An 18,657-nucleotide genomic window follows, 5' to 3' on the forward strand; every position below is an offset into this window, starting at 1 on the left:
TCGGAATTTCGAAGACTGAAGCTGGGAACAGGGCACAATCAGACGGCTGTTATGGGCTGACACTGGTGCTAAAAGGGAGTACCCACGGTGAAAATAGAACCTGAAAAAGCAACCTAGTAGAAAGCAGGGCATAACACAAACTCCCTGACTTCGTTAGAGTAAAAATCCCGCCGATGGTGTTTTCTACAAGCGGCAAGAGTAAGGGGTTCTAACGGTTGAATTGGTTCCACCTAACGGTACAAACAATCTATTTTGGGGAACGAATAAAAACGAGTCAAAGGTCATGAGAAGGTCGAAACTCATGTAGGTAAGACGAGATACAGAACTCCTTTGATTCGGGTAGGACAGCGAGTAATTTCGCTGAGGTGTTCAGAAAACATACGTTGAAGTAAGAGCATGATTAGGCACAGTTCCACAACTAGTGAATCTTGGAAAGACCTACCCTGGAAGAAATTCCGGATAAACTTATTCCGCCTACAACGACGCGTGTATAAAGCAGTTCAAGTTGGCGACATGCGTAAAGCGCGGTCACTTCAAAAGCTGATTCTGAAGTCCAAAGCTGCAAGAATGCTGGCTATTCGTCAAGTAACTCAATTAAACGCTGGTAAAAAGACTGCGGGAATTGATGGGAAAGCGTCCCTCAACTTTGAAGAACGCTTTTCACTTGAGAAACTTCTCAAGCTCAATTACTCTAATTGGCATCATAACAAACTACGCGAGATTCCGATACCGAAGAAGGACGGAAAAACGCGAATCCTCAAAGTCCCTACTATCGCAGATAGAGCATGGCAATGCCTTGTGAAATATGCACTAGAACCAGCCCATGAAGCAACTTTCCATGCTAAGAGTTATGGGTTTAGACCAGGACGTTCAGCGCATGATGCGCAAAAGATGTTGTTCTTAAACCTAAACTCAAAAATGAATGGAATAGAAAAACGAGTGATCGAACTCGATATCGAAAAATGCTTTGACAGAATAAACCACACAACTATCATGAATAATTTGATAGCACCAAAAGGGCTGAAAATTGGCATCCTCCGATGCTTAAAAGCAGGAATACACCCCAACTTTCCCGAACAAGGAACCCCCCAAGGTGGTGTGGTTAGCCCACTTCTGGCAAACATTGCGCTCAACGGTATTGAAAGTGTTTTCAGATACCATGAACATGGATATCAAATAACTGACAAAACACCATCAAGTAGCATTATAGAACCATCAATCCGATACGCGGATGACATGGTTATAATACTAAGACCTAGAGACAATGCACAAGAAATACTTGAGAAAATAAGCCAGTTTCTAGCAGAAAGAGGAATGAATGTCAGTGAGAAGAAAACCAAGACCACAGCATCGACAGATGGGTTTGATTTCCTAGGCTGGCACTTCAAAGTGCAAAGCAACGGAAAGTTTAGATGTGTCCCTTCAGTGGATAACTTCAAAGCATTCCGGCAGAAAGTAAAACACATAGTTAACAACTCGAACTATGGCTCCAAGGGAAAAGCTGAAAAGCTGGCACCTTTGGTTAGAGGATGGAGGAATTACCATAGGTTCTGCAAGATGGATGGAACGCGTAACTCGCTATATTTCATCCAAAAGAGAACTTACAAGGTATTCAATAAGGAAGCCAAGAATAACCGACATTCAAGTAAAACTTTACTTAATGAAGCATTCCCAGCAGTTCCTTACTCCGAGAATAAACACGTTAACGTCCAAGGTACAAAAACACCTTTCGACGGAGACATCACCTATTGGAGTGAACGTAATAGCAAACTCTACGATGGTGCAACCTCTAAAGCTCTTAAAAAGCAAAACCATGCATGTGGATACTGTGGCATGAAGATGTTACCAGGTGAAACAGCCCACCTACATCACGTAGACGGCAACCACCAAAATTGGAAAGCAAAGAACCTTCTAGCCATACATGAAAGTTGTCACGACTACATACACATGAGCAAGGGGAAACCCTAGAACATCGGGAGCCGGATGCACGGAAACGGGCACGTCCGGATCTAACAGAGAGGGACGGAGGATAATACCTCCTCTCGACTCTACCAAAAAGGTAAAAATCAACGACGAATAGCTAGACGGAGATATGCCAAGAAGCATTTAAGAGTAAGTAGGCAACGGAATGAACACGCAAAGAGAATTGCGCGTAACGTGTGCAAGCTTAACAGCTTAGTCGCCTATGAAGCCTTGAATGTGAAAGGCATGGTAAAGAATCACTGTTTAGCCAAGTCTATTAATGATGTAGCTTGGACTCTGTTTCGTCGTTGGCTAGAATATTTTGCTGTTAAGTTTGGAACCACAATTGTTGCTGTCAATCCTCGAATGACATCTCAAAAGTGTTCGGATTGTGGCGCAATTGTGAAAAAGTCCCTTTCAACTCGCACTCATAAATGTAATTGCGGATGTGAACTCCAAAGGGATGTGAATGCAGCAATAAATATTCTGAATCTTGGAAAACAAGCTAGGTTGGGACACAACCGAAGTAACGCGACAGGAGTTGGAACCTCTACTCTTCTTGGCGCAAGCCTGGTTGAGCAAGTGCTGACGTAGAATGTAGAATCCCCTGGCTTTACGAACAAATGAGCGACAGCGAAATTTGTTCGTAAAGCCAGGGGAGTGTCAATTATCTTTATTTTTCAAAGCAAGGTTTGAAACCCACTGAAGTAAACCTGGAAACAATCGATAAAACGCTTGCGACAAATTCGCCGAACCAACAAATACTTCAGACTTATGGTTTTTAACAGCGTCCCAGATGGCATTTGCCACGTCATCAGGCTTCTCCACACCTGGAATTTCTAGGACGCTGTTCATCTGATCACGACGGGATTTCACATCTTGCTCATCCTTACCACGAAAAACAGCCGCTTCCACAAAACGACTCTTGATCACATTGGGGTAAATTCCACAAACGTGAATACCTTTTGGCTTCAATTCTGCGTGCAACGCCTCTGTCAAACCTGTGACGCCAAACTTACTAGTGGAGTACGGCACTGAGTAAGGAATAGGCACTTTACCCCCAATGGAACTTATGTTCACAATTGTTCCAGTTCTGCTTTGAAGGAAATGAGGCAAAAGAGCATGAATTGTGTGAATATATCCCCATAAATTAGTATCTATGATGTGGTGCCAATCGCTAAGAGAAAACTGCTCCACTGGTCCTTCTGCGAAAATGCCTGCATTGTTTATCAGTAGGTCAATGTAGCCGTAATGAGCTAAAGCCTTTTCTACGAGTGTTTCCACCTGCAATGGATCTTTAACATCGCAAGGAACTATAAGTGGTACTGGACGACCAAGGCTTTGCACCTCCTGTGCTACACTTTCCAATTCGTCAAGTTGACGTGCAGTGAGTACCAGGTCATATCCTTTGCGAGCAAATAGAAGTGCTGTTGCTTTCCCAATACCTTGGGAAGCACCTGTAATGAGTACTGTAGGAGCCATCTTTTCAGTTAAAAACTTTATTTCCTATCTATTAGTTTGAGCAACAAAATTTAATAAACCTTCTGACTAGCGTTAGATTTTCAATTTTTAAATTCTCTTGGTATACCTGACTACTACCTGATGACAAAAAAAATCCTCTATTTGGCAGGCGCATCATACTCTTATTAACCTTCCGTACTACAAACCTTTACATTAACCACTCACAATCTCATCCTTTGGACTAGCGAACGCGTTGACACTATAGAGAGATAGCGCACACTAGAGGGATCACTACTATGAAAAGTGTTATTTAAAGACTTGAGGAAACTTAACAATGGGAAATTATCCTACTGATGCGACTGAAAAGGCATATAACGGAAGCGACCGCAATGCAGTTAAATTTGGGTTTACTCCACAGTCTGAACTTTGGCAAGGTCGCCTAGCCATGATTGGTTTTATCGCCTACCTACTTTGGGATCTTAGCGGTTACAGCGTTGTGCGCGACGTACTCAACCTCATTCACTAGATTTGAAAGAACCCAGAACTGCGCTGGAGATATAAGCTGACACTACAGACACAACAGCCAACCTCTTGTGCACTCTGGGTTCTGGGTTGTGAATCTTTCTCTAGAATTTTGCTGTATGACACCCATACAGTCAACCTACAGACGGAAAAAGTTTTCGCTCTGGCAATTGTATGTAATTATTAAAGTAAATTAACATTTCTACATAATGTGAAATGTAAGGCGAATGTTGTTCTTTGGGCAACATCTATTTACGACTGGATAAAATACAGTCCGGGAATTATGGAAACAGTTCCCCACCTTATCTCACCTAGTTGACAAGTAACTGCCTAGGCTTGTGTGAACTGTTAATGTATCTCGTCATGAGCTTATTTTTATGAATTTTCCTCCAAAACGAAGTACAACCGTGATTCAACAATTAGAAAAACCAACCACTCATCAACAAAAACTTTCCAGTCCATCTACCGGAGGACTTGTCATTGCTATTGTGATCATTGCAACTTGGGTTACCAGCTTGATTTTATTACTTTCTGTTGATATCTCTAACTTTAATATTTTGACTTTATCGCTTGCTATGCTTTGGCAGGCATTTTTATACACAGGATTATTTATTACGACTCATGATGCTATGCATGGAGCAGTCTTTCCTGCAAACAATAAAATTAATCACTTTATTGGTTCACTATGTTTAACACTCTATGGTTTTTTACCTTATCAAAAACTATTAAGAAAACATTGGATGCATCATCATCATCCGGCTAGTGATAAAGACCCCGATTTTCACGATGGCGAACATAAAAATTTATTTGCTTGGTATTTTTATTTCATGAAAAATTACTCAAGCTGGGGGCAAATGCTTATCATAACAATTATCTATAACTTAGCCTATTTTATACTCCATATACCCCGAGTAAATCTCACTTTGTTTTGGGCAATACCTGCACTTATCAGTTCAATACAGCTATTTTATTTCGGCACATTTTTGCCCCATCGTGAGCCAAAAGACGGGTATAGTGAACCTCACCGTGCGCAAACTATCTCATATCCTGTTTGGTGGTCATTTCTTACCTGCTATCATTTTGGCTATCACGAAGAACATCACGAGTCTCCTCATCTTCCTTGGTGGCAATTGCCAGATGCTCATATGTTGAAGCGATCGACAATTAATGCACCAAATATGTAAATGATCCTGGGTTACAAACTTTGCATTTTAATACACAATAGACCTTCATCGAACTCCACTTCATCAGCCAAATTTGTCGCACGTTAGCAGTGAGGTTAAAAATCTACTGCGGGTGCGGGAGCGAAATATGCAAAATTTCGCCAATTGTCGAGAATCCAGCGCGGGTGTAGATCCGCCGTTCTTCCTCATGGGCCGCCATCAGAAAAGCCATTGTAACGCCTGCGTCAAAAGCCTCTCGCACTAGCCGAGTCGTCAAGGCTCCTGCTACACCTCGTCGGCGGAAAGGGACACGCACACCAATGCCAGCGATCTCTGTCGTCTGGTTTGCGGGCACAGAACATACTCCAGCCCCCACAGCTACTCTACGAGAAGCCGCCCTCCCGGCGTCTACGCCTGTTGCTGCTACACGAGCGAGTACCGCGATTCCACCTGCAGCTATGCTAGTTTGTAGACTTTTAACGTCTTCGGAACTTGGGTAGAATCTCCATAGACCTCGTTTTGCACCGTCACAGTAGCGAGCATATCAGCATCCGAAACCGCCACGATTAGTTCTATGCCTAAAGGGACCGGAAGCAATTGCTCTAAACCAGGAGTGCAGATCATAAGCGGCAGGCGTCCTTCAACGGTGAAACCACCGGATGTCAGCGCTTCCTCGACAGCAGGTGCTAGTTTCGCAACATACTCCAAACGTGGCTTTCGTTTACGCCCAAGGTAGGCAGTGATAAGTGCGTTCACGTCGCTGAGGGACGGCGTGGCATCGTTGTCGGGGATGGCATAGTTAAGAAAGGGGTTGGCGTTGTAGCGGTTGAAGGTTGCGAGGAACGGACCTATCTGCTCCGTGTCACGTTGCTGGCTCGCCGCGACGCGCAGGTACGATTGAATGCGAGAGTCCATGAATGGATAGCTTGAGCTTGCTCAAGAGTGATAGAAATACGCAAGGAACAACAGCCATTTGGCTGTCCAACAAGAGATCACTCCTATGCTACATGATCAATAGAGCGATCGCGTAAGCGCAAGGGCACACCAAGGGCTAACGCGTAGCGTGCGCTTTGCGCTTAGGCAGCAGTGCTTTATTAATGGTATTACAAGGACTTGTCAGACAATAGCTTATTTTACCGCAGCAATATCGCCTAGGAAGTCGTAGAGTCCCATATGTTCGCCATATGCTTTGTTCATTGCAGGTGTCGTGGGGCGATCTTCGTCGTGCTTCAGTTCCGCTGCAACAGCAACCCAGTTTGTCATAATTGCACCAGCTTGCGTAAGCCTCAGTATCGTCGCCATTTCTGCTTGTGGACTCCAAGTTCCAGATGCATCAATGACAGCGTAAACATCATATCCTGCTTTAAGTGCTGACAGTGCCGGAAACGCCAGACAGACATCGGTTGTGATCGCAGCCATAATCAGCTTTTTGCGTCCGGTTGCTTCTACAGCCGCACGAGATTTAGGATCATTCCAAAGGTTAATCGGTGAGCGATTAAAAATTTCATGATCGGGAAATAGTTCAATGAGATCTGGAATCGTAGGACCATTAGGACCTTTAGCAGAACTGGTGAATAACACAGTCGGCAAATTGAAAACCTTTGCTGTTTTTGCCAAACCAATCACGTTATTCTTCAGAATTTGCTGATCAATACTATGAACACCTAGAAAAAGTCCAGCCTGATGGTCAATCAGCAACATGGCGGCATTATCAGGTGTCAGTGGATCGTAAAATGCGTCGCTGTTACCTGTTATGTTAGTCATTGACAGTTCCTTAAGCGGTTCAAGGCTTAATTATTCAATGAAGTCAACGGTTCCGCAAGTAGATACACAAAAGTGCCATAGTTACACGCTTGTACGTAACGTTCATATTGAAAGTGGATCAATATCCTAGCCTTCTCAATTCGCATCCCTACTTACGACAAACGCTCGACTTAGTAGGTGACAAATGGGTGACAGTGGTGATCTATGTGCTATCTCACGGTACTAAACGCCACAGTGAGCTTCAAAGAGAAATTGGAGACGTTTCGCAGAGGATGCTAACACGTACACTGCGCGATTTGGAGCGAAATGGTCTTGTGCAGCGCAATGTATATCCTGCTGTACCACCAATGGTGGAGTATTCCTTAACGCCTTTGGGAGAAACGCTTATTGAACCACTCAGATCTTTGTGTCAATGGTCGATGGAGCATTACCATGAAGTAGAAGCAGCTAGAGAAAGTGGAAATAGTGAAATGAGTCAATGAGGGCGATCTGCCGTTCGCGTAGCGTGCGCTTTGCGCTTAGGCAGCAGCGTTTGCGCAGCGCCCCCTTAGGGGCTAGCTATCGCCCTTTTGATCACACGACTGAATGAGGAGCGATCGCCCTGAATCAGATAAGCTTACAGGCTATCAGGCTGCACACGGGAGGATGAAAACCCCTACCTTTTAGTTCTATTGTGTAAGTCACTCGTTTCTCAACGAGTGTTTCTTGCCAACTATGCGTCATGATTATCGCACTCTACTACTGCCAAAAGATGCTGGTCTTTGTTGCGCAACATTTTCTGGTATCGGCGGACGCAAGCAAAGATACACAAGTGGACCAAAGAGTGGAACAAGTGATACTGCCCAAAACACTTGAGGATTATTCCAACGCCGTCTCGCCATATCATCGCCTAAGACGGTTGGGAAGAGTAGGCAAAACAAGCAAAATGCCAAACTCATACCATTGATAAAGCGATCGCCCAAAAACTGCTGCCAAAACCCTACCCAATCACCGAGAACAAAAGCGTAGGCAAACAAACCAAGAGTACTTAAACTCAGACCAATACCAAAAAAGCGAGAATCCAACAACTGCAAAAAAGCATCCTTCCGTCCAGAAAATTGTTGATTGTCTTCCCTCAAAGCCAAATAAGGTATAAGACCAAGCGTACCTGAAGCAATGGACGCTATTGCAAAAGGATAGAAAGGAATCCACTGCATCCTACCATCAAAGAACAGAACAGCACTGTAAATGAACAACCAGATCCCAACAAGGGAGAACAAACAGAGGAGAACTGGATTTACATCTGCCCAATTTAGAGTAAAGATATTTTTGAGTAGCGTCAGAGTTTCCTCTAAATGCAGTGGAGGAGCGAACAACAAAATGTAGGCGATAAATCCAACCCACAGTAACCAAAGAGCAATTTTTCGACTCATAATCTTAATTTATGGCGCTTTGTTGCTGACTCTGTATTATTTTGTCAGCTGCTTCTTGCAATGGTGGACGTATACATAAATAAATCAAGGGACCAAAGAGTGGAATTAATCCAATCAACCAGAACAACTGAGGATTCTTGATATCTCGCCGCGCTATATCATCTCCTAACAAAGCTGGAAACAATAAGCAAAGCAGGCAAAAATCTAAACTCATTACATGAATAAAGCGGCTTGTTTGCCACTGCTGAACAAAATTTCCCCAATTTCCCTGTCCTACACCATAAGCAATTAAGATAACTGTGGCGACAGTCAGAGCAATACCTGTTAGGCGAGAATCTAATATCTTGAGAAAAGCATTTTTGCTGCCAGGAAACTTTTGATTTGGTTCCCGCAGGGCTAAGTAAGGTAGTAACGCGAAAGCCCCAACTCCAAATGAAATACTAGCAAAAGGCCAAGCAGGCATTTTTTGTGCTCTACCATCAATAAATACCAAGCAGCTGTAAATCATAGGCCAGATGCCCATAATGTTAAAAAGTGCTATAATAAGGGGGTTTATTCCTTGCCATTGACCAGTAGAAAGATCTTTAATTAAATCGAATGTATCAGGTTGATCGGGAGGAGCAAAGAAAAAGGCATAGATAATAAATCCCAGCCATAGCGCTCCAAAAGTAATTTTTCTGATCATTATTTAAGCTAGTTTTGATTAATTCAGCGATTGTCCTGCTACAAGCCCTACTGGGGATTGAAATAACTGAAAGCTTCTGAGAGGTAATCAGAAGCAGCTGTTACTACTGCGATCGCACTTTCATAATTTAGACGCGTTGGTCCGAGAACTCCCACACTACCTAATGATACAGAACCCCGGCGATAGGTGGAAGAAATCAACGAACAAGTGCGTATAGGTTCTAGAGGGTTTTCTGCACCAATACGAATCATGACTCGTGGCTTACCAACCTCCTCCGCTTCTGGCTGTTCTTCACATATTAACCGCCACAGTTGGTCTTGTTCTTCTTCCAACAGGTGGATGAGCATTTGCACTTGCTGTAATTCCGAAAACTCTGGCTGACGCAAAACTTCAGCAACACCGCGAACCATAATTTGTGTTGCAGATGGTGTCAGAGTGCGACGAGCAAGTTCAGCAACTGAATGTTTCAGGAATTCTCCGTATCTTTGGAACTCCTGATCCAATTCACTCCATTTCAGGTTTGCTAATTCAGTTATGCTGCGTCCCCGCAAGTGGGTATTCAAAAAGTTAGAGACAATCTGCAACTCGCGGTCGATGACTTCTGCATCTGGTTGTGAATCTTCCGAGGCTTGCGCTAAATCCATCAATGCTGAATGTGTCTCATATCCATCCGTCACCACAATCAACATCACCCGTCCCGTTTCTACTTGCACTAGTTGTAAATGTCTCAACACTGCTGTCGCAGTTTGCGGCATCGTGATTAAGGTGATGCAACCACTCAAAGTTGCTAAAATGTGAGCTGCTCCTTGCAAAAGAGCTTCCAAGCTCCAATCTTCCCATTTGAGGCGTTTTTGCAGTGATAATTCTACATCTCGTGCTAGAGTTTCAGAAGGTGTTATCAACTGGTCAACATAAATACGGTAGCCAGAGTCAGAAGGGACGCGTCCTGCAGAAGTGTGAGGTTGGTACAGTAAGCCAACTTTTTCCAACACGCCCATCACATTGCGAATTGTTGCTGAGCTAACACCAAGGTTGTACTCTTCAACAAGAGCTTTAGAACCAACAGGTTCTGCTGTGGCTATATAATGACGTATTGTTGCCCCAAGTATCTGCTGTTGACGATTTGTAAGCTGGACTTGCATAAGGAGTTTTTTACCGAAGCCGAATTGTAAGCGAAGCTTTGAAAAAATTTTTAGAGATAACTCTAAATTAAATAAGGATTAATAATAGTAAAGCAAGATCACAAGCACTTTGCTTCTACAACAATAAGCAAAAAGAAGTAAAGAAAAGTAAAGACACTGTACTGCCTTGAGTAAAGTTACTATTAATACAGGTAAATTGCTGGAAAAAAGCTTTTGGATTGAAGTAAATTAGCCCCTACTTATGCATACTTGCATAAGTTTATTGAAATCTCTGTATTTCAAGTTACGAATTTCCTGAACAGCCAAAAAAGGCACGTAGGTAGAATACAAATATTTACCACTCAACACTTAAAGCTATCCTAGCTTGTACAGAGGATAGCATAGGCAAATTAAAATCGTCAGTCTTAGTAGACTACATATCCCCTCAATGTAAAACAGCAGCTAGTATTGGGGAATGGAAAAGTCAACCAGAGTTGAGTAAGCATCAATTCCACCCATAATATTTTTGACATTTGTAAAGCCTTGAACAGTTAACCACTGACACATCTGAGCAGAACGAATGCCATGATGACACAGCACAAGAGTTTCAGCGTGGGGATCTAAGCGGGTGTTGACTTGATCTGCCCAGTCAGGAAACTGACTCAAAGGTAAATTGACAAAGCCATCGATGTGGGCGATCGCCACCTCTTGTGGTTCACGCACGTCCACAAGCTGAATTGGCTCTCCTGAAGATAAGCGTTGTGCCAGTTCTTCAACGTTAATTTGGGTAATGGATGGTTCGGAAGGTTTGCCCATCATGAAGTTTTAATAAAAATCCTATACTATATTATATTGGCAAAAAATCTTCGTTCTTTGGGTTTGGTAGGTACGTGAGTGCCGTTTCATTAAAGGACTGAAAAATCCGGTTTTAATGCAGAATTTCTCTGAAGTTCGGCTTAATGCTGTAAAGTGAGCATTTAACAATTAAGAGATAACCTGATTTCTGATAGACTTGTGCGTAAGTTTCAGTACTAAACTAATTTCTAGTAACAGAACTACCTTTGATAATTTAATTTGGTAGTTGATTATTTGTATTTGCACCCCTAGCGGTCTGTATAAAAATTATGACACAACGCTCATTTTTCAGAGTTGTAGCAGTGGGTATTATGATGCTGCTATTGATTGGTATGACTGGTTGTAACGGGTTATCCGCCAAAAATTCCCTAACCGGTATCGCTCCTACAGGACAGTCAGATGCTGCCATATTTGTGTCTAAACAAGCACCAGTTATGGTGTCGATGCTCGTAAATCCAGAACGCTTGCAGGCGTTTGAGCGTGATGGACAACTGTCAAAATTGAAAACAAGATTACTCGCGAATACGGGTATAGATTACCAACAGGAAATTAAACCTTGGTTAGGAAACGAAATAACATTGGCTGTCACAAGCTTAGACATTGATCACGATTCTGAAAACGGACAGCAGCCAGGGTATCTAATGGCACTTGCAACCACTCAACCCGAGAAAAGCCGTGAATTTGTTCAGCTATTGTTTTCTAAGCGCGCTTTGGCTGGGGCAAATTTAGCAACTGAAGAATACAAGGGCGTGAAGCTAATTTCTGACAATCAGATTCCTTCAACGTCTTCTGAAAAGGAACAAGTCAAAAATCAAAATAGTCTTGCTGGTGCAGTTGTAGGTAATAGCTTTGTCTTGTTTGCCAATCACCCAAAAGTGCTGCGAGAGGCAATTAATAATGTACAGGTGTCCGATTTGAATTTAACCAGTTCCAACAAATACCAAAAAGCAACCAAACAACTGTCCAAAGAAGCACAGGCTGTTGCTTTTCTGAATCTCCCCGTAGTAGCAAAATGGCAGAACCTCAAACCTAATGCTCAAACTTATGACAACCAAATTATTTCTTTAGTATCAAACCCCAAAGGATTGCTCGCTGAAACTGCTTTTTTGGCAAAAAAAGAAACTTCACCCCCAGCTGCACAACTTTCTGAACCTGTGGGTGCGTTGGAGTATATCCCAGCTTCAGCAAGTTTAGCAGTAGCAGGATCAAATTTAAGCGGTTTGGGTGATAGTGATTTGGCACAACTTTGGCAACAAGTGACAGCTAGCCTCTCTGCTTCCACAGAAGATGTGATTTCTAAGTTCCTCCCGGTGGCAGATGTTCAAAAACGTTCGCTTATCAACTGGAGAGAAGATATTTTTAACTCGGTGGAAGGAGAATACGCGATCGCATTGTTACCCCGCGCAGAGCAAACAAATCCCAATTGGATTTTTGTCGCCCAAAAATCCGAAAAGACACCCACAGCAATTTCCCGTTTGGATCAACTCGCCTCATCAGAAGGGCTTTCGCTGAATTCCTTCACCTTAAATGACCAAAAAATCTCTGCTTGGACACAGCTAAAAACTGCTATCAATAAATCTAGTGAAGCAAAAGAGCGAGAATTGTTCACAATTCAAGCAAACGTTGTAGCCGCACGTGCTGACATCGGAAATTACCAGATTTTTGCATCCTCTGTTGAGACAATCAATGCAGCTTTGACGGCTAAGGAGAACCCGTTAGTTAAGAATCGTGATTTCCAAGACAGTATCGCTGCGATTGGTGAACCGAACCAAGGCTACGTTTATATCGACTGGACAAAGAGTCAGGATATTTTAGAGCGTCAACTACCAATTCTGAAGTTTGTGGAAGTGCTGGGCAAGCCATTTTTCCAAAATTTGCGATCGCTCACCCTTAGTAGTTATGGTAGTGACACAGAATTGCTCAAAGGTGGCCTATTTTTTCAATTTTTACGTTAGCTAAATCCCGAAATCTGTATAAACCAAGCTGTAGCTATTCTTGGTTCATGGAGTACAGAGGGTGCAGGGAAAGACTTAGTACTATTTCTAGTCTTTCCCTGCTTTTTTATAGCAATAGCCATAGCAGGGAACACCCGAACGCTTAATAGGGAACGCTTAAGAGTGAAACCCAACAAAATCAAAATTTTGGAGTTGGGTTTCGTTCCTCAAACGCCAGACTTGCCGTGAGAGCGGAAACCCTCCTGCTGCACTGTCCTCCCCAACCTAGATGTATAGCTATATGTGTTACCAACGGTTTAATGGCAGTCACCAGATTTCATGTCGTCTAACTCAAGAATCCCTATGAATTTAAAATAAGTGGTTGGAAACTGAAAAGCAAAACTAAAATAAAAAGCACTGGATGATTAGCCGTCGTTCCAGTGCCTCTGCAATTTTTACGGTTGACTACCCTGTCTAATGTTTGGTCAAGTAACCTCGAAGTTTTTTCTTAAATACTACTTATGGATCGCTGAGAAATGTCTTGATTGCAGGTCTGAGCGATTAGCATTGCAGGTGCCTACACGTAGTAATATTCGCGTCCAAAATGCTTTACATATAGCCCGGAACGTACCCTGCCTGTTCTCTACTCAAAAAGTTACAAGCTCTTGGTGAATTAACTTTTTCATTCTCTTTCTTTGCTTTCTATGATTTTCTGATTTGACAACGCTTACAGTTCGGGATTTATCACTCTTAAAGCGCATATTACCTTCTGCTAATAACGAGCCTTGCTTTATCATCAATCCATTATATGGACACCAATCATTTCCACAATTATGTTTTGAATACTCTCCGAAATTTCTATGTTTTATCTTTTTCTTTTTCAAAAATTTTTCTTGATTAAATCGGATACCTTTCCATATTTTATCTTCGTCTGCTACTGTTATATTTTCTCCAAGTGTTTTTAAATAAAAATATGTAGAAGGGTCTTTCAACTGTAAAAAGTCAAAAGCCCTCTGAAATTGTTTATTAGCATAATCTCTGATTTCGATTTTCTGATTGAAATCTAATTTTTTTGTTTCAACAAGAGAGCGAAATAATCCAAGTGTGTTCCAATCTGAAAACTTTTTATGGTTGTCTATTATATATATATATTCACTGTAAGTAAGAGAATTGAATTTTTGCCCTATTTTCATAAGAGTTTGTGGATTGATTTCAAGATAAACATTATCTCAGCTAACCTGGTAACTAGCTACAAGTTAAGAAATTGGCATTCCAGAAATTTGTCCCTCCAATATTAATACAGTCTAAAACTGCTGTAACTACATCTTCCTGTTGTAGGCGTCACTGCACCAGAAAAGGAAAATTGTACCCGCTTGATCGAAACTCGCTCTCTATCTACGTTTCAGTTACTTGTAATCACCCTTGGTGCAGAGTATTTATTATACTCTGCACCAAGGAAACGAGGTTTTTTCAACGTATTTTCAAAGTTTTGAGGTAAATCGTTCAGCCAAGCGCGTACAATTTTCCCGTTTTGGCACGGTGAACCCCAGTAGTACCATTTTGCAAATTCTCAGCCTCCAGTACCGCATCTGGGGGCTTTTAATTGTAAGCTGTAGACACAGTAGTTTTTTATCTGACGATGAACGTCAATCGGTACGGACGCGCCAAAATTCTCACACAGCAAGAGATACAGCTAGTTTTTGCCCAAGGGTTTGACTCAGAGCGTGATAAAACCCTATTCGGTGTATGCCTGTTTACGGCTGCAAGAATTCGTGAAGCGTGTACCAATCATTTTTCACGCTTGGTATTACAACCAACGATTTTATTTATGGCACTTGGAACGCTAAAATAGAGTTTGAGTTGATTGGCGAAACTAGGGTACAAGAAGCGTGCTATCTACATTTGTTGCTGACTTCCGCATCATCTTTGAACGCGATCCAGCTGCTCGTAACTGGTTGGAAGTATTATTTTGCTACCCCGGTTTGCAAGCCCTAATGTTACATCGGCTGGCTCATTGGCTGCATATCATTCACATTCCCCTTATCCCTCGGCTGATTTCATATATAGCTCGATTTTTAACCGGAGTTGAAATCCACCCAGGTGCAACGATTGGTCAAGGTGTTTTTATTGATCACGGTATGGGTGTGGTGATTGGGGAAACGGCAATTGTAGGAAACTATAGCTTAATTTATCAAGGTGTGACCCTTGGTGGTACAGGTAAGGAATGCGGTAAGCGCCATCCGACTGTAGGAGAAAATGTTGTGGTAGGAGCCGGAGCCAAGGTGCTCGGTAATATCGAAATTGGCAACAATGTCCGCATTGGTGCTGGGTCAGTTGTCTTACGCAATGTGCCAGCAGATTGTACCGTAGTTGGTGTTCCAGGCAGAATACTATATCGTTCTGGCGTTCGAGTCAACCCCCTAGAACACGGAAGTTTACCAGATGCTGAAGCCCAAGTAATACGTGCTTTAGTGGATCGCATCGAGCAACTGGAACAAAAAATTGAACAGTTGCAACAACCACAGCAAAAAGTTTTAGTTCCTTTCGTTAACTCATCATTGTCAACACCTCACACCTCAAATTCCCACATATTAAAAGATGAGCCATCTTCACAAACTCACACTTATTGCCTTTTGCAAAATAAGGTGATAGAAGAGTTCCTGGATGGTTCTGGGATTTAACGACCAAGCAAGTCAACCTTTGATAAATAATATCCTTTAGAGCCAAGTGAAAAGGCGTTAAGCGTAGCTCTGCCGTAGGCGATCGCTTCTCATAGAAGGCTCACGAGGATGACTATAGAGTGATAAAAGAGGTTAATCCATCTTATATTCGCAGCACTTTGCTGCTAAATTGGTCGAGATTAGGAAATTCTTGCTTGCTGGAAGATTTGTTGAGGCGTAATTTGTAGTCCAGGCAATAAAGAATCTTCTAAACTATCAGTACCGCGCTTGGTTTCAGGGAGACCTCAATCTCATTACTATCCTTGGTGGAAAGTACAAATCTGTAGGGTGAGTGGGAGTTTCCAGATGTGTCAATCCACCCAGTGAGCTCAGGTTGCGATGCATAGGCGGCTTTAACAGTCTCAAAGGCTGAGCCAATGGAAACTCGCGCTTCTTGGGTGGGAATAACTTGCCCAAATTGTTGTCTGACTAGGAACTGGTCAATTTCGGGTCCAAACACCCACAGGCTACCCGTCAAACCAACAATAATAAGAATTAGTCCAACTGTAAAACCAAGATAGCAGTGTAGGGTAAAGACGATTTGGCGAAGTTTGAGAGATTTCATGGCAGATGCCTCTAATATCGTGTCCGGTTAAAGACTTATCATGAAGGCTGCAAGGGAGCAGGGGGAAAGGATTTTACTCTTTGTGCACAGATTTCGGAATAATAACTAATCAACCGAACTTGATATAAAAACTTTGACTGCAGTCTTAGAAACTGACTGAAACTGTTCCCAGTACTGTAAACGGTGCTGCCGGACGAATATCACCAAACGTCGTGGACTCGTAATACTTGGTGTCTAAGAGATTCTTGAAATTAATCCCTACGCGCCAGTTATCGCGGCGATAAAACACAGCAGCATCGAATCTTCCGTAGGAGGGAATTTTAAAAGTGTTGGGTAGAACGACATCGCGGCTACCCGCAAAAAAGACTCCTGCACCAAATCCGAATCCTTGTAAATTGCCAGATTGAATTTCATAAGTTGTCCATAAGCTGCCGCCCTGTCTGGGAGCACCTGTTAATCTGTCTCCTTTAGGAATGCTCTCATCTTTACTGACAAAGGCATCGTTGTGGAACAAGGACGCAATGATATTCCAACCAGGCAGAATTTTTCCAGCTAGATCAAATTCAATGCCTCGACTGGTGACTTCACCTGTTGCGATCTGGAAATTCTGATCTTGTGCATCGCTAGTCAGCACATTGGTTTTGGTAATCTCGTAAGCAGCTAAGTTGGCAATCAAGCGGCGATCGAGCAATTCGGCTCTGATCCCAGCTTCGTACTGAGTTCCCCGTGAGGGTTCAAAAACTCCTCCGTTTCGATTACGACCGGTATTCGGAACAAAAGACTGACTGAAGCTGGCATATAAAGAAAGCGGTTCTATTGGTTGGTAGACAATACCAATCCGGGGCGAAAAAGCTTCACTGTAAGATTCATCCCGTGTGCTTGCACCCAACGTATTGAAATTCTGATCGATTGGCTGTCTGGTGCTAGCATTATTCACAAAGTCATATCTGCCACCCAGTAAAAGCTTCAGATTGGGCAGCAGGGTTACTTGGTCTTGCAGATAAATAGCAGAGGTTTCGACAAAAGTACCAGATATTGCGTTATCAACACCGCTAAAACCATCAAACACTGTTGGTGCAGGTGCCCCATAGATTGGATTAAACAAGTCGATGGGAGCTACAACAGCTCCAGGAGACAGGGGTGTCTCGGCTTGACCTGCACGCAAACCTGGTTGAAGTGCGTTCAGCTTTGTCCAATCAACGCCAAACAGTAACTTATGTTGAATAGAACCTGTGTTGAAATCAGCAATGAAATTGTTTTGCAGTGAATAAATTTCAATATCGGAGATATCTACGGCGAAGTCTCTGTTGACAGTACGACCATCATCCTGAAGGCCTCGAACCCGAAAAATTCCTGGATTGTTAGAATTAGTAAGTTGGGTAGTGAAGCTGCTACGAAACTCCAGATGCTTGTTAAAGCGATGGGTGAAGTTTAAGTTGATTAAGTGGTTTTCAGAATGTACTTTACTATCACTGTTCGGTTCTCCCAGGAATCGATTGATCGGAGCATTAAAACTTTTTGGCTCGGCTGGTAGTCCTGAATAAGTGAGATAATCGGTATTGCTGTAGTTGTACCTCAAGTTTAAGGTCGTTGCATCCCCAATTTTGTAGGTCAAAGTGGGTGAAATAGAAAATGACTCCCCGTTGACAAAATCGACAAAGCTACCAGTACTCTGGTATGCCGCATTCAAGCGATAGAGCAGTCGTTTATCTTCAGTTAAAGGACCGGAAATATCAATCGACGGGTTATAGAAGTCATAATTTCCGATCACAAATTCACCAGAATAGTAGGGTTCGCTCAAAGGCTTCTTGGTGACATAGTTAACGATGCCACCTGGCTCAAGCTGACCATACAGCACAGAACCAGGTCCCTTGAGCACTTCAACCCGTTCAATGCTGTACGGCGAAAGATCGAGTGATCCATATGCTGGAAAATAAAACCCGTCTATAAGGAAGTTCTGCGTTGTAAACCCGCGAATGTTATAGCTGTCTACACTCTGATCAAGATCTCTTTGAACCGTTACACCTGACACATTACTGACTGCATCGGTAATGCGTGTGATTTGTTGGTCTTTAATAACTGTTTGCGGGATAACTTGAATTGACTGGGGAATATCACGCAGTGGAGTGTCTGTCTTTGTGGCAGTTGTTGCATCTGAGGCACTATATCCGTCCTGCTCACCCGTCACCACTAGTTCAATCGGTTCATCACCCTGGGCTGATGGTTGAGTTGGCTGTGTCTGAGTTTGTGGCTGTTGTGATCCCTGCCCTTGCCTTTGGTTTGGGGTGGAGTTTTGCGCAATGGAAGCAGCCGTTGACACGCTGAAGATCAGACCTTCTTTTGGACTGTCATACAATTCAACTGTTGGTGCACTCGCTTCACCTATCACCGTCACTCGGATAGTATTGGCATCAAAGTTAGTCACCGTTATCTCAGTAACACCCGCAATTGGTTTTTGTGAGCGGAATGTGAAGGGTCTGTCACCTGGTGCAC

At 42.8% G+C, this 18,657-nt stretch carries 18 protein-coding genes and 2 pseudogenes; 8 read left to right on the top strand and 12 right to left on the bottom strand.

The window, feature by feature from the left end:
* Positions 1 to 396 precede the first annotated feature (396 nt).
* Both AC5590_RS13865 and AC5590_RS13870 read left to right on the top strand, forming a co-directional pair.
* Positions 397 to 1,968, top strand: a complete 1,572-nt coding sequence (locus AC5590_RS13865; protein ID WP_169264222.1) for a group II intron reverse transcriptase/maturase — start codon at positions 397 to 399, stop codon at positions 1,966 to 1,968.
* 75 nt (positions 1,969 to 2,043) lie between these two features.
* Positions 2,044 to 2,556 (top strand): annotated as a pseudogene (locus tag AC5590_RS13870) (RNA-guided endonuclease InsQ/TnpB family protein); the annotation flags it as partial.
* Between the two features lie 69 nt (positions 2,557 to 2,625).
* Here the strand turns inward: AC5590_RS13870 and AC5590_RS13875 are convergent.
* Positions 2,626 to 3,444 (bottom strand): SDR family NAD(P)-dependent oxidoreductase, encoded by an 819-nt coding sequence (locus AC5590_RS13875; protein WP_169264223.1) that lies wholly within the window; start codon positions 3,442 to 3,444, stop codon positions 2,626 to 2,628.
* Between the two features lie 313 nt (positions 3,445 to 3,757).
* Here AC5590_RS13875 and AC5590_RS13880 point away from each other — a divergent pair, with 313 nt between their 5' ends.
* Positions 3,758 to 3,949: a chlorophyll a/b-binding protein gene (locus tag AC5590_RS13880; RefSeq protein WP_169264224.1), complete on the top strand. Its 192-nt coding sequence runs from the start codon at positions 3,758 to 3,760 to the stop codon at positions 3,947 to 3,949.
* A 373-nt stretch (positions 3,950 to 4,322) separates the two neighbouring features.
* The gene (gene crtW, locus AC5590_RS13885) at positions 4,323 to 5,129 is read left to right on the top strand and encodes a beta-carotene ketolase CrtW (protein WP_169264225.1); all 807 of its coding nucleotides are present in this window, start codon (positions 4,323 to 4,325) and stop codon (positions 5,127 to 5,129) included.
* Between the two features lie 103 nt (positions 5,130 to 5,232).
* On the opposite strand, the gene AC5590_RS13890 is transcribed toward crtW, so the two are convergent.
* The 3 genes from AC5590_RS13890 to AC5590_RS13900 form a co-directional block, all read right to left on the bottom strand.
* A complete protein-coding gene (locus AC5590_RS13890) occupies positions 5,233 to 5,484 on the bottom strand; it encodes a GNAT family N-acetyltransferase (RefSeq protein ID WP_348982697.1) in 252 nt (83 codons plus the stop codon).
* An 80-nt stretch (positions 5,485 to 5,564) separates the two neighbouring features.
* Positions 5,565 to 6,023 (bottom strand): hypothetical protein, encoded by a 459-nt coding sequence (locus tag AC5590_RS13895; RefSeq protein WP_169264226.1) that lies wholly within the window; start codon positions 6,021 to 6,023, stop codon positions 5,565 to 5,567.
* Between the two features lie 213 nt (positions 6,024 to 6,236).
* Positions 6,237 to 6,872 carry a hydrolase gene (locus AC5590_RS13900; protein WP_169264227.1) on the bottom strand — a complete coding sequence of 212 codons (636 nt, stop codon included), beginning with the start codon at positions 6,870 to 6,872 and terminating at the stop codon, positions 6,237 to 6,239.
* Between the two features lie 113 nt (positions 6,873 to 6,985).
* Here AC5590_RS13900 and AC5590_RS13905 point away from each other — a divergent pair, with 113 nt between their 5' ends.
* Positions 6,986 to 7,354: a winged helix-turn-helix transcriptional regulator gene (locus AC5590_RS13905; RefSeq protein ID WP_171975900.1), complete on the top strand. Its 369-nt coding sequence runs from the start codon at positions 6,986 to 6,988 to the stop codon at positions 7,352 to 7,354.
* A 243-nt stretch (positions 7,355 to 7,597) separates the two neighbouring features.
* Here AC5590_RS13905 and AC5590_RS13910 read toward each other — a convergent pair whose 3' ends face one another.
* From AC5590_RS13910 to AC5590_RS13925, 4 genes are all read right to left on the bottom strand, one after another.
* Positions 7,598 to 8,284, bottom strand: coding sequence for a hypothetical protein (locus tag AC5590_RS13910; protein ID WP_169264229.1), 687 nt, complete (start codon positions 8,282 to 8,284; stop codon positions 7,598 to 7,600).
* A 4-nt stretch (positions 8,285 to 8,288) separates the two neighbouring features.
* Positions 8,289 to 8,969 carry a DUF2834 domain-containing protein gene (locus AC5590_RS13915; protein WP_169264230.1) on the bottom strand — a complete coding sequence of 227 codons (681 nt, stop codon included), beginning with the start codon at positions 8,967 to 8,969 and terminating at the stop codon, positions 8,289 to 8,291.
* Between the two features lie 47 nt (positions 8,970 to 9,016).
* Complete coding sequence (hrcA, locus tag AC5590_RS13920) at positions 9,017 to 10,111, bottom strand: heat-inducible transcriptional repressor HrcA (RefSeq protein WP_169264231.1); 1,095 nt, start codon at positions 10,109 to 10,111, stop codon at positions 9,017 to 9,019.
* 441 nt (positions 10,112 to 10,552) lie between these two features.
* A complete protein-coding gene (locus AC5590_RS13925) occupies positions 10,553 to 10,909 on the bottom strand; it encodes a rhodanese-like domain-containing protein (protein ID WP_169264232.1) in 357 nt (118 codons plus the stop codon).
* Between the two features lie 305 nt (positions 10,910 to 11,214).
* Between AC5590_RS13925 and AC5590_RS13930 the strand changes: the two genes are divergently transcribed.
* A complete protein-coding gene (locus AC5590_RS13930) occupies positions 11,215 to 12,900 on the top strand; it encodes a DUF3352 domain-containing protein (RefSeq protein ID WP_169264233.1) in 1,686 nt (561 codons plus the stop codon).
* A 626-nt stretch (positions 12,901 to 13,526) separates the two neighbouring features.
* Here the strand turns inward: AC5590_RS13930 and AC5590_RS13935 are convergent.
* Positions 13,527 to 14,072 (bottom strand): hypothetical protein, encoded by a 546-nt coding sequence (locus AC5590_RS13935; RefSeq protein WP_169264234.1) that lies wholly within the window; start codon positions 14,070 to 14,072, stop codon positions 13,527 to 13,529.
* A 446-nt stretch (positions 14,073 to 14,518) separates the two neighbouring features.
* On the opposite strand from AC5590_RS13935, the gene AC5590_RS13940 reads away from it, so the two are divergent.
* Both AC5590_RS13940 and cysE read left to right on the top strand, forming a co-directional pair.
* Positions 14,519 to 14,731, top strand: coding sequence for a site-specific integrase (locus tag AC5590_RS13940; protein WP_248277191.1), 213 nt, complete (start codon positions 14,519 to 14,521; stop codon positions 14,729 to 14,731).
* 37 nt (positions 14,732 to 14,768) lie between these two features.
* A complete protein-coding gene (cysE, locus tag AC5590_RS13945) occupies positions 14,769 to 15,560 on the top strand; it encodes a serine O-acetyltransferase (RefSeq protein WP_169264235.1) in 792 nt (263 codons plus the stop codon).
* Between the two features lie 179 nt (positions 15,561 to 15,739).
* Here the strand turns inward: cysE and AC5590_RS13950 are convergent.
* The 3 genes and pseudogenes from AC5590_RS13950 to AC5590_RS13960 all read right to left on the bottom strand — a co-directional run.
* A pseudogene (locus AC5590_RS13950) lies at positions 15,740 to 15,841 on the bottom strand (Uma2 family endonuclease); the annotation flags it as partial.
* Entirely contained in the window at positions 15,808 to 16,164 is a 357-nt protein-coding gene (locus tag AC5590_RS13955; protein WP_169264236.1) for a PepSY-associated TM helix domain-containing protein, read from the bottom strand. The pseudogene AC5590_RS13950 and the gene AC5590_RS13955, both read right to left, overlap by 34 nt.
* Positions 16,165 to 16,309: 145 nt before the next feature.
* The coding region (locus AC5590_RS13960; RefSeq protein ID WP_211178360.1) for a TonB-dependent siderophore receptor at positions 16,310 to 18,657 on the bottom strand (2,348 nt) is incomplete at its 5' end.

The organism is Brasilonema octagenarum UFV-OR1, assembly GCF_963888615.1.
Taxonomy (GTDB): Bacteria; Cyanobacteriota; Cyanobacteriia; order Cyanobacteriales; family Nostocaceae; genus Brasilonema; species Brasilonema sennae.